The organism is Sporosarcina siberiensis, from assembly GCF_042681925.1.
Lineage (GTDB): Bacteria > Bacillota > Bacilli > Bacillales_A > Planococcaceae > Sporosarcina > Sporosarcina siberiensis.
The window spans coordinates 230,281-242,699 of the sequence record NZ_JBHUGI010000006.1 but is presented as its reverse complement, the minus strand read 5'-3'; the positions used below and the strand labels follow the sequence as shown (position 1 = coordinate 242,699).

The following is a 12,419-nucleotide window of genomic DNA, read 5'->3' as shown; positions in this document are numbered from 1 at the left end:
TTTTTGTCATATACCTTTATTTACTTAAAACGAAAAAATATAGGTATAGCTAATACCGAATGGGACATCCTATAAAATGTGAGTGAAATTCATAAAGGCATTTCACTTAACAAGAAAAAGGTGGTGCAAACTCATTGAGAGATGAAAGAAATTTAGATCGTCAAAACAAACTCAACCAGAATAAAAACAAGCAAAATAATAATGTTGAATTTGGAGAAGAATTTCTAGATGATTTTACAAATCCAAATAACCAAGAACAAACGAAAAACAGAAATAATACAAACAATACGAACAAAAACAAAAATAACAATCGCACTAAATAATCAAAGTGTACCCTGTATCTCAATTAAAATTTTGAGATACAGGGTTTTTACTGTCCACTGTTCATTTCTCATTTTACGTAACTTAAAACCTCATTCTAGAGGAATTCATTATAAAGCTTATGATTACTACGAAGATGAGAGCACCAACAATAGATGGTATTAGATAAAATTCAGCGAGCTTCGGACCCCAATTTCCAAGTAGCCTACTTCCAATCCAAGCACCTATGATTCCTGCAATCACATTCCCTAATACTCCGCCAGGCAAATTTTTTCCTAATACAACTCCTGCAAACCAACCAATGACAGCACCAATGATTAAATATAAAATCAAATTCATTTAAATCATCTCCTTTGCTTATTTCATTGTCTTTAGTAGGGAGTAACAATTTTCCAGGCTATTATGAGCGATTTCTATGAAGGCTATATAAAATAATACGCATGACTAGCACTGATTAGAACATTTGGTGCGGCATTTCTGATGGACTTCAGTGAACATAAAAAAAGCTGCCGTCGTCCATAGAGGACTTCGTCAGCTTCGAACATAAACCAATTGCACTCAATTATATCAACTGGATTTAAGATGTGCATGTTCGCATAAACAGTTCATAAGCTCTTTTACAGCGACTTCTCCAGCATGCATCCATCTGCTTTTATTATCGATTTGTCCATCCGTATCGATTGGAGATTGGAATTGACTAAAACCAGTTGCATCTAATAATGAGCCTCCATCTTGATCTAAACCGATATGAACAACATGCTTTATAATGTATGGCGTTTCAAATTTAATAGTAGCATCAAACTGATCTAATTCACCATTCGTAACAACAAATGGAATTCGAATATAAATCGTTTCACCATCTTCGCGACATAATGTATGATCAAAGCAACCATTTTCGTAATCCCAATTACCGCCTAGGTGATAACCAAGCTCTGAAATACACTCACTGACAATGCCGAAATTGGCTTGTTGTCCTTCTAGCTCGGTTTTTAGTTTCAACATAATCTTAACCTCCTTTTGAGTCCATCTTCAAATAGTATTCTCAAAAGGAGGTAAAACATACGGTTATTAAATTTGAGATAACTTTACCAATTAGTTGAAAAGGTTATCATTTATATAGAAAAGAAACTTAAAGGCAATTGTTCAACCCTTTACTTCTTTATTTTCTTTATTTTCTTTCTTTTTTTCTTTTTAGCAATCGGCTCGCTTGGTTCTGGAGCTGGATTATAGCTTCCTGCATATAAGCCCGAATATATTTTGTACCAGTTGAAAATGTGTTCAAAAATCACTTTCAATACGGCATATGCTGGAATACCAAGAATAACTCCAGGTACACCAAATAATTTACCAGCCGTCAGCAGCACTATAATAATTGTTACTGGATGTATTTTCAAGTTACTACCCAAAATGAGCGGCTGAATTAACCGACCTTCCAGCAATTGTTCAATACCAAATACGATCAGTACTTTAACGAGCATTGCCGGTGAGGCAACCAATGCAACTATGACAATTGGAATCATCGCCAAAAACGAACCTAAATAGGGAACTAAATTCAATAAGCCAGCAAGTATCGCTAATAATACCGCGTATTCAAGACCTATTATTGCAAAGCCAATCCAAAACATCAATCCTACAAAGAATGCCACTAACAATTGACCACGGATATATTGACTAATTTGCGTATTGATTTCTTTCATTAAATTATACGTATACAAACGCATGTTTGTCGGAATGAATTTCATTGTATGATACGGTAAATTACGCCCATCTTTTAATAAAAAGAATAAAAGGATTGGCATTGTAACAAGTGCTATAACAATATTAGTGACGGTTCCTAGTACACTTCCAATTCCAGAAAAAGTTGAGTTCACGACGCTGTTTGCTTGTTCTGATATTGATTTTAATATATTTTGATTGATATCGGTCAATTGAACTTGTAATTGGGAAAATATATTACTTCTTAGCATATTATCAAATTGAGTGATCACTTTATTCCAATATGTAGGCCAATTTTCAATCAGGCTCAATGTCTGTTCCCGTATGATAGGAATTAGAATGATAATGCCCCACACAACTAACCCAATAATGATTACAAAAACAATTGCAATCCCCCACACACGAGGTATCTTCTTTCGTTCCATCCAATCAATTAAAGGATTTACTAAATAAAACAAAATACCCGCCATTATAATTGGCAATCCAATTACACTTAAAAACCCTTTGATGGGACCAAATATATGAGTGATTTTCGAAAAAACAAGGAGATTCAATAAAAGTAATAATGAAATCAATAAAATGGTAACTACTTTATTGTTTAAAAACCATTTCCAGAACCAAGTAGCAATGTTTTTCATATTCACTTTTTCTTGTTCCATATCCAGCACCTCATTTCTATATTATCAACGATTAAAAGAGTTTTTGAAAAGCAAATTTCCAAAGTAGTAACCCATTATCTCTCCGTAATAGTAATAATTTGATTCATAATGGACTGAACTTCAATTTCGTTTCGAACTACAAACAAATAGTCTGCCTCATCTTTTTCGGGTGTGTTTACTTGCTCGACTTTGGTCTTGTCTTCATTTTCCTGTCGAGTAAGAACTTCTTCAAACGTTGATACAGTTCTTAAAATCAATGTACTGCGCTGACTTTTCGAAATTCGCTCTTCAAGAATATGAGTCGGGATATCAAAATACACAAGTATGCTTGTAAAACCATTCACACGATAAAAATCTAGGAGTTTCAAACGACCATTCCTCGTTCGATTTGAATTACACAAAATAATGTTTCCATCTGTTTTATTTACTGCATGTTGAACAATTGTTTGTGTTAAGTCGTGCTTTATTGTATTCTGTCCATCTTTCGGCAATAATCCCGGATAAAAAGCATGAAGAAATTCAGCATGATTGTCCTGGTCAATAACAATTGAATTAGACATCCTTTTTTCTAAACTTTTGGCAAATGTCGTTTTTCCACTATGGGTTTTTCCGACCGTTATTATTACAAACCTTGTCATGAATATAAACCCCGTTCTCTTTTTATAATGTAGACATACAAACTAAGTCATCTACAAGTATATCTATATAAAAACACTTATTACCTTAATTATCAAATCGAATCCAAAGTTTGTCAATTTTAGTGATAATAAAAAACGGGTAAATGTAATGATTACTTATTTCCACCGTTTTCAGTATTAATCATTTGCCTGCATATCAAAGTAGCTTATATATAATAAGCATTTGAAGAAATGATCGAAATATAAAAACACAACATTAAAACTCTATTCTTCTAAGTAATAGAATAGAGTTTTAACCACTTCATATTAAATTGACTTACATGCTTATAACGGCGTTTCTTCTAGGAGTTTTGCAGAAAAGTATTTACGTGCTTCGGCTGTTAGAATCTGAAAACAAACTTCCTCTTCTTGCCGTTCAAACTCGACAACCATTCCATTTAAATTTTCATACACAGAATGAATTTTAAAGCCCGTGTCTAGATAGTCATCAACTCGTTTCATTTCATCTATGCTTAGTAAATGATCCGACATACAAACACCCCGCTTTTTTTATTTCCCTTTTGCTTCGATTTCTTGAACGACAATATCGTCCCAATCATGCCCAACTGTAATACCTAAATACTTGGCATCACTAGGATCGTCTAGTTCGGCTTGTGGATACTTTTTAAACCACCAATATTTCGCTAATACGTAGTACACAATTGCCCCCACGAAAAAGCCCACTAATGCAGAATACGTTGGGAACATATTCGCTAAGCCACCGCCGATTACCCAAGCGATTAACCCCGCGAAATTAAAGCCGTTCATATATTTAAATTGCCCGTTTAACTCATATAAATCTTTTACATTCACACGCCGTTTGCGGATTAAATAATAATCGGCGAATAATATTCCCACAATGGCTGTTAAAATACCGCCAATGATTAAGAGTGCATCGACTAAGACACCAAATAAGCTCCACGGCTGTGCTAAAATTCCAATTAGCCCGGCAATGATAACACCAACCCAGAACGGCACTTTTGGTCCGCCGATGTTTGAAAAGATTGTTGCTGCTGGAATTACGTTTGCAGATGTGTTTGTTGACCATTGGGCCAACACAATCATAAGTAGTAAAACTCCTAACACAATTCCACTGGCACTGTTTTGCAAGGCATTTATCGGATCCGCAGACGCTACTGCCATATAAGCCACTGCACCTATAGTTACGATAAATGTATTTGTAATCGGCATTACAATTAAAGAGCCAACTAGCTGCGTTTTATTGCGCTTGAACCAGTTACGTTCATTTTTTGGCGCTTTAAAGAATCGGGACAGTGTTGGCATATCAGCAGCTAACGTTGCCCAGAACCCCATGTTCGCCATGATTACAACCATGAATGCTGTAAAAGCCGCCATTCCTACCGTCGGCGATTCCACCCAAGTCCACACATCCTTACCTTGAGTCGTTGCATGATCGGCAAGTGTGATGTACATCCAACACGATATTAAAATAATAATTGGTGCAGCAAAATCTGCAAAGCGCTCTATGGATTTAATACCTAGCGATGTGTTGAATAACTGTAATGCTGCAAAAATCAGGAAACATAAAAACCAATTATTAAAATCGAATAATATATTCAAAATCCCATTGATGGCCATTGCACCAAAATAGGTGTTCAATCCGAACCAACAAGCAGCTGTCACACCACGAACGAGCGATGGAATATGCGTGCCAAAAGTGCCGAATGGGGCACGCATATACACCGGGAAGGACAAGCCGTGTTCAATCCCAATATCACCAATCAACGTCATTAATACTCCGATTAGTACGGAACCTATCAAAGTTGCTAAAATGACCATCGGCAATGACAAACTTATAATACCTGATCCACCAATTGCAAAGGCGGCTAATACAATGGCCATTCCTACCCAAATTACTGCAAAACCAAATGTCCCGATGCTTCTTTTTTGATGTGTCACTGGAAGTAAATCTGGTGATTTTAAATAATCTCCACCACTCGCCATACATGTCTCTCCCTTTTAGTAGATTTCCAGTTAACTTTGAAAAGCGGCTGGCGCCTGGAGCCCAGACACTGCTCCAAGTCTAAATGCGAATACTTTTCTCGCTTTTCTTCTAACAATTGCCTTTTTTATTATCGCCTAAAATTGCCAATTAGTGATTGACGTTCGTTCCAAGTCATTGGAGGAATCGTGGACATTTTTTCGACCATTGAAATCGCACCTTCTACCGGGCAAACAATCGCGCATAAATTACAACCTACACAATCTACTTCACGTACCTTCAGCATCGGGCGACCGCTCTCTGTGTACAGGTCAATGCATTGGTGCGCCGTATCTTCACACGCAATATGGCATTTATTGCAATTAATACAAACATCATTATTTATCTTAGCAACAATATTATAGTTTAAATCTAAGTCACCCCAGTTAGAATAACGATGAACCGACTGACCGACGAGATCCATCACAGAGGCAATACCCTTTTCATCCAAATAATTATTTAATCCATCTATCATGTCTTCGACAATACTAAACCCGTGGTGCATCGCCGCCGTACAAATCTGTACACCTGTTGCACCCATGAGCAAAAATTCCGCAGCATCTTGCCAATTCGAAATTCCGCCAATGCCGGATATTGGTACTTTGACGAGTGGATTTCGCGCACATTCCGCGACCATATTTAGAGCAATGGGCTTAACAGCAGGTCCGCTATATCCACCATGTGCACCTTTCCCAGCAACATGCGGTACCGTATTCCATGAATCTAAATCGACACCTGCTAAGCTGTTGATTGTATTGATCATACTTACGGCATCCGCCCCGCCACGCACTGCCGCTTCAGCCGTCATCGTAATATCCGTTATGTTCGGCGTTAGCTTAACGATAACAGGTGTACGTGCGACTTCCTTCACCCAATACGTTTGCCTCTCAACCAATTCAGGGACTTGACCAGAGGCAGCTCCCATTCCTCGTTCTGCCATCCCATGTGGACAACCAAAGTTAAGCTCAAGACCATCAACCCCCACAGCTTCTACTTTTTTTACAATCTCGTGCCACTTTTCCTGATTCGGCTCTACCATTAATGAAGCGATAATGGCGTGATTGGGAAATCGTTTTTTCGTTTCAAGAATTTCCTGTAAATTAACCTCTAACGAACGATCCGTAATCAGCTCAATATTATTAAATCCAGCCACTCTCTGTCCGTTAAAGTTAACTGCCGCAAATCGCGATGAAACATTTAAAATTGGTTCGCCCAATGTTTTCCAAACCGCGCCACCCCAACCCGCTTCAAATGCACGTTGCACTTGATATCCCGAATTGGTCGGTGGTGCAGATGCTAACCAAAACGGATTCGGCGATTTAATCCCGGCTAAGTCAATTCGTAAGTCTGCCATGCTTCATCCCCCCTATGCATTCTCGATTGGTTTTCTTAAACGCTCATGAATAATGTAAGCAGCATCTTTACCTTGCTGCGCAGCTGTTACCACCATTGCTTCCCCTTGGCCATTGCCGAACACTACATCTCCACAAGCAAAAACTTTTGCATTCGATGTTTGCATAGTCGTTTCGTCAATGTCTACTACTCCGTCCGTATTCTGTAATTCAAACGCTTCAATAAGTGAGACAAAGCGCGTTTGCCCAATTGCTTTTATAACAGCATCCACCTTCAGTACAAACTCAGATCCCTCGATTACTTCAGGTCGTTGCCTACCGTCTACCCCTGCATCACCGAGCATCATCTTGACGCATTCAAGTCCCACTACTTTCCCTGCAGCATCACCAATAATTCGGCTCGGTGCCGTCAACCACTTAAATCCAACGCCATCCTGTTTGGCAAATTCGTATTCATATTGGTAGGCGGTCATCTCTTTTTCTGTTCTTCTATAAAGAATATCCACTTGCTCCGCACCTAGTCGCACAGCACAGGTTGCACCATCGATGGCTGTGTTACCAGCACCAATGACCGCCACATGTTTACCGATTAAGTCTTCTGTTAGTTCACCCATTTTCGTACGCTTAACAAACTCAATGGCATCATGAACGCCATCCAGCTCCTCGCCTTGAATACCAAGATTAGGGACAGCCCCCATTCCAACCGCTATAATAACGCTGTCGTATTGCTCTAAAATTTCTTCAGCAGATATATCCACGCCTACTCTTGTGTTTGTCTTAATTTCTACACCAAGGTTTACAACTTGAGACACTTCCCATTCCACTACGTCATTCGGTAATCGGAATGACACAATTCCATAGGCGCCCAAGCCACCAGCCTTTGCTTCCGATTCAAAAATTGTGACACTATAACCGAAGCGACTAAGTTCACGTGCAGCCGACAGACCTGCTGGACCAGATCCAACAATCGCAACCTTTTGACCGTTTGCTTCTCCTTGTTTAAAAAACTGGATGCGTGATTCCCTCGCCCAATCTGTTGCATATCGTTGCAATTGCCCTATTTTAATAGGCTTGGTCGATGAATTTAACACACAGGCTCCTTCACATAGCACTTCAACTGGACAAACGCGTGCACAACTCGCTCCGATTGGGTTGGCCTCCATAATCGTCATGGCCGAACCTTTCATATTACTGGAAGCAATTTTTTTGATGAAATTCGGTACTTGAATACTTGTCGGACAGGCAGTAATACAAGGTGCGTCATAACAGTATAGGCAGCGATTTGCCTCTTCCATCGCTTCATTCTTTGTCATCTTGCTCGTCATTTCCACAAAGTTTTGTTCGAGTTGCGAAGTCATTGACATATTCCCCCTTATGGATTGCTGTTTAAACGGTGATTGTTTGAGGAGTTGTCGGCTGCAGTGCTCGCTTAATATATTGGCCACTGCCTACTACTCCAACAAATTGTTTATTTTTAATGACGTATTCTCCGCGCACAAGTACACTGACAGGTTCGCCCGTTACTTCCCATCCCTCATACGGATTGTAGTCGACATTCATATGGTGGGTGTTCGCAGATATTTCACGTTTTACCGTAGGATCAAAAAGGACAATATCCGCATCAGAACCAACCGCAATCGTACCTTTTTGTGGATACAAACCGAAAATTTTTGCAGCATTTGTCGAAATCATATCAACGAAGTCATGGATGGATATTCGCCCTTTCGCTACACCTTCAGAGAATAAAATACTGAAGCGATCTTCGATAAACGGCCCACCATTTGGTATTTTAGAAAAGTCATTTACCCCTAATTGCTTTTTCCCGTTAAAGCTAAATGAACATTGATCCGAGCCAATTGTTTGCAGTTGCTTGGCTTTTAACGCATTCCACAAATGCTCTTGATGATATTTCGGGCGAAGTGGTGGAGACCAAACATATTTTGCACCTTCAAAACCCGGTTGCGCTAACGCTGACTGATCAAGCGTTAGATATGGCGGACATGTTTCCCCGTACACGTCATAACCCTTTTCACGCGCCGCAATTATTTCATCCAGCGCTTCTTTACACGTCACATGCACTACATAAAGCTTTGCGCCCGCAATATGTGCGAGTTCAATCGCTCGTTTCGTTGCCTCACCTTCTAATTCAGCGGGACGTGTAAGTGCATGATAAATTGGCGCCGTCTGACCCGCTCGCTTCGCCTCCTCTACTAATTCATCAATAACTGAACCATTTTCACAGTGCACCATGACAACTGCACCAACGTCTTTTGCGATTTTAAAAGCTTTGAACAACGTTCGGTCTGTCGCCTGGAATTCTTTCGCGTAAGCCATGAACACTTTGACAGACGTAATCCCTTCCTGTTCTAATATCACAGGTAACTCGGCTTCTGTTTCAGGCGTTAAATCCGCTATCATTAAATGAAAGCCGTAATCTATCGCTGAATTCCCCTTTGCTTTTACATGCCATTTCTCAACAGCCGTCGCAAGTTTTTTTTCACCCGCAGATAAGCAAAAATCTAAAATGGTAGTCGTCCCACCGAAGGCAGCCGCAATTGTACCCGACTTCCAGTCATCGTCTGTTACCGTGTTGTTGAACGGCATATCCAAATGCGTATGCGGATCAATTCCCCCGGGCATCACGTATTTCCCAGTCGCATCTACAATCTCAGCTCCGTCGGTTGATAAATTTCTCCCGATTTGTACGATTTTTCCGTTCTCTATTAAAATATCAGCCTCATATAGATCGGAAGCTGTCGCAATCAGTCCACCTGTAATGATTTTTTTCACGTTACCCTCACCTTTCCATTCATGAATGAACATTTTAGTAACTTCTAGTAACCATTTACTTCATTGGTTTAGTGTGAATTTTTCACCCATGCTGAGCTTCGTTTGTAATTTCAACACCGTTTCCAATAGTACGTCTGCCCCTTTTACACAATCTTCAAATGTCGTTTCTTCCACCTCGCAATGACTTTTCCCATTGATACTTGGAACAAAAATCATTGCTGTGGGGATGATGCTCGCTATATACTGCGCATCGTGCCCCGCCCCGCTGAACATTCGATGAGAGGAATAACCATAGTCATGACATGATTCCTCCAGTGCATTGCAAATAGTAGCATCAAAATATACCGTCTCCCGCCCCCACAGCTTGACCGGGCGTATGTCGCATCCGTTTTCCTCTGAAGCTAAGCTTGTCAATAGCTTTTCCACTTTTTCTATTACCTTTGGATTTTTATGACGCGAATCCATGGTAAACACAACTTCGTTCGGAATGACCGTATGAATATTAGGTGCCACATGCATACGCCCAAATGTGAACACAAGCTCTTCGTCGATTTCGCCCAACTGGTCATGCAAAGACGAAATGATTCGAGACGCCACGATCATGGGATCTTTACGCATCGACATCGGTGTCGTGCCGGCATGATTGGATTCACCTGTTACGGTGATTTCATAGCAGACCATTCCTAAAACACCTTCAACAACACCAATTTCACGTTCCTTCTCTTCTAATACTGGTCCTTGTTCAATATGCAGCTCGATAAAAGCAAGTGCTTCAGTTAAACGATTTTCCTGTTCCCCATCATAGCCACTCGCCAGTAATGCTTCTTGAAAAGTAATTCCGTTTTTATCGGTGGACTGCAGCATTTGTTCTTTACTAAACTTTGAAGTAAGAACACCGGAACTCATCATCGCTGGATCGAAGCGAGCCCCTTCTTCATTCGTAAAATTCACAAGCATTAATGGAATCTCAAGCTCGATGTCGTTTTCCTTTAGCGTTCGTATCACTTCTATTGCAGTTAAAATACCTAAGACACCATCAAACCTGCCACCTTTTTCAACAGAATCTAAATGGGATCCTATTACGATTGGAGGACAACTTTTTTCCCCAGGTAGAGTCGCATAAATATTTGCCATGTCATCTACTTGAATATCCATCCCCAACTCTTTGCAAAGTTCACAAAAATAATCTCTAGCTGCTATATCTTCTTTTGAAAGGCACAAACGGGTTACGCCTCCATTGGCAGTTGCACCCAATTGGCTAAATTGTTCAATTAACTCCTGCAATCTATTTCGGTTACATTCATACATATGCTAGTCCTCTCTTTCATAGTTATTAAAAAGCGGTTTATTATCAACCCTATAAAGTAGAGTGTATTCGGCATATCCGGATATATTACTAAAAAATGTACATGCGCATATTTACGGGAATTCGTTTGTATACTAAGGGGCTATAGGTATGCCGCTCTTTTTCTAAAGAAGTAGAATAATGGATTTATAGAAGTATATAAATGAAGGAGTGTTGAGGTTCGATGACGAATTTAACAAGTCAAAATTGGCAAGTAAAAGATGAGCAATATGTATGGCATTCCATGAAGCCCTACAACCCAAACGCTACGTCAATTATTCAGAAATCGAAAGGCGCATGGATAACGGACATTGATGGAAAACGTTATTTAGATGCTATGTCTGGTTTATGGTGTGTGAACGTTGGCTACGGACGAGAGGAAATCGCTAAAGTAGCTTATGAGCAATTATTGGAAAATGCCTATACTCCACTATCCGTTGGGCACATTCCTGCCATTCAACTGAGTGAAAAAATCAGTGAATTATTAGGCGACGATTACGTAGTCTTTTATTCTAACAGTGGTTCAGAAGCCAACGAAGCCGCTTTTAAAATCGCACGTCAATACCATCAGCAAAAAGGACATACAAATCGCACTAAATTCATTTCTCGGTATCGTGCCTATCACGGCAGTACAATGGGGGCATTAGCAGCAACAGGGCAAGCACAGCGCAAATATAAATACGAGCCTTTAGCACCTGGTTTCATTCACGTTGCCCCACCAGATGCCTACCGTGCAAACGAAGATCACATTACAGATCCAACTGCCCTTCCATCTGTACAGGCTATTGACAATGTCATGACCTGGGAAATGTCCGAGACGATAGCCGGTGTTATACTCGAGCCAATTATTACTGGTGGCGGTGTGATTATGCCGCATGAGGACTATTTGCGTGGGGTAAAAGCGGTTTGTGAAAAGCATGGGGCTCTGCTCATTGTCGATGAAGTAATTTGTGGTTTCGGACGAACAGGCAAAGCATTCGGCTTTCAAAACTACGGCATTCAACCGGATATTGTCACTATGGCCAAAGGCTTAACAAGCGCTTATATGCCATTATCTGCTACAGCTGTACGGCGCGAAATTTATGAGGCTTTTGCCGGGAGCGAGGAGTATGATTTTTTCCGCCACGTAAACACATTCGGTGGTTCTCCAGCGGCTTGTGCGGTTGCACTCAAAAATATCGAAATCATGGAAAATGAAAATCTATTTGCTCGCTCAGAAGAAATGGGCGCAATTCTCCATGCGGAACTACAAGAACGCTTAAAGGATCATCCAAATGTCGGCAACGTCCGCGGTAAAGGTTTACTAATCGGCATTGAGCTCGTGCATGACAAAGACAGCAAAACACCACTTGATGTAACTGCTGTCAACAAAGTCATTTCTTTATGTAAAGAACAAGGGTTAATCATCGGGAAAAATGGTGTCACGGTTGCAGGCTTTAACAATACGTTAACGCTCGCTCCACCTCTAATTATCTCAGTAGCAGAAAAAGATTTGATCGTTGAAAAACTTACACACGCTTTACATGAACTACTTCCAAAAGCATAAACAAAAAGGGG

The 12,419-nt window shown here is 40.2% G+C and carries 12 protein-coding genes; 2 read left to right on the top strand and 10 right to left on the bottom strand.

The window, feature by feature from the left end:
* Window positions 1-134 precede the first annotated feature (134 nt).
* On the top strand, window positions 135-323 hold the full coding sequence (locus tag ACFSFY_RS04160; RefSeq protein WP_381535903.1) for a hypothetical protein: 189 nt from the start codon (window positions 135-137) through the stop codon (window positions 321-323).
* A gap of 82 nt (window positions 324-405) precedes the next feature.
* Here ACFSFY_RS04160 and ACFSFY_RS04155 read toward each other — a convergent pair whose 3' ends face one another.
* From ACFSFY_RS04155 to ACFSFY_RS04110, 10 genes are all read right to left on the bottom strand, one after another.
* Window positions 406-660: a GlsB/YeaQ/YmgE family stress response membrane protein gene (locus ACFSFY_RS04155; RefSeq protein WP_381535902.1), complete on the bottom strand. Its 255-nt coding sequence runs from the start codon at window positions 658-660 to the stop codon at window positions 406-408.
* 228 nt (window positions 661-888) lie between these two features.
* Entirely contained in the window at window positions 889-1,323 is a 435-nt protein-coding gene (locus ACFSFY_RS04150; RefSeq protein WP_381535901.1) for a YugN family protein, read from the bottom strand.
* 149 nt (window positions 1,324-1,472) lie between these two features.
* Window positions 1,473-2,696 (bottom strand): AI-2E family transporter, encoded by a 1,224-nt coding sequence (locus tag ACFSFY_RS04145; protein ID WP_381535900.1) that lies wholly within the window; start codon window positions 2,694-2,696, stop codon window positions 1,473-1,475.
* Between the two features lie 74 nt (window positions 2,697-2,770).
* Window positions 2,771-3,334, bottom strand: coding sequence for an AAA family ATPase (locus ACFSFY_RS04140; protein WP_381535899.1), 564 nt, complete (start codon window positions 3,332-3,334; stop codon window positions 2,771-2,773).
* A gap of 324 nt (window positions 3,335-3,658) precedes the next feature.
* Complete coding sequence (locus ACFSFY_RS04135; protein WP_381535898.1) at window positions 3,659-3,865, bottom strand: hypothetical protein; 207 nt, start codon at window positions 3,863-3,865, stop codon at window positions 3,659-3,661.
* An 18-nt stretch (window positions 3,866-3,883) separates the two neighbouring features.
* Entirely contained in the window at window positions 3,884-5,338 is a 1,455-nt protein-coding gene (locus tag ACFSFY_RS04130; protein ID WP_381535897.1) for an NCS1 family transporter, read from the bottom strand.
* Between the two features lie 128 nt (window positions 5,339-5,466).
* Window positions 5,467-6,729, bottom strand: coding sequence for an NAD-dependent dihydropyrimidine dehydrogenase subunit PreA (gene preA / locus ACFSFY_RS04125; protein ID WP_381535896.1), 1,263 nt, complete (start codon window positions 6,727-6,729; stop codon window positions 5,467-5,469).
* A 12-nt stretch (window positions 6,730-6,741) separates the two neighbouring features.
* Window positions 6,742-8,091, bottom strand: coding sequence for an NAD(P)-dependent oxidoreductase (locus tag ACFSFY_RS04120; RefSeq protein WP_381535895.1), 1,350 nt, complete (start codon window positions 8,089-8,091; stop codon window positions 6,742-6,744).
* A 22-nt stretch (window positions 8,092-8,113) separates the two neighbouring features.
* The gene (gene hydA / locus ACFSFY_RS04115) at window positions 8,114-9,517 is read right to left on the bottom strand and encodes a dihydropyrimidinase (protein WP_381536047.1); all 1,404 of its coding nucleotides are present in this window, start codon (window positions 9,515-9,517) and stop codon (window positions 8,114-8,116) included.
* A 60-nt stretch (window positions 9,518-9,577) separates the two neighbouring features.
* Complete coding sequence (locus ACFSFY_RS04110) at window positions 9,578-10,825, bottom strand: Zn-dependent hydrolase (RefSeq protein WP_381535894.1); 1,248 nt, start codon at window positions 10,823-10,825, stop codon at window positions 9,578-9,580.
* 221 nt (window positions 10,826-11,046) lie between these two features.
* Between ACFSFY_RS04110 and ACFSFY_RS04105 the strand changes: the two genes are divergently transcribed.
* Window positions 11,047-12,408, top strand: coding sequence for an aspartate aminotransferase family protein (locus ACFSFY_RS04105; RefSeq protein WP_381535893.1), 1,362 nt, complete (start codon window positions 11,047-11,049; stop codon window positions 12,406-12,408).
* Window positions 12,409-12,419 lie beyond the last annotated feature (11 nt).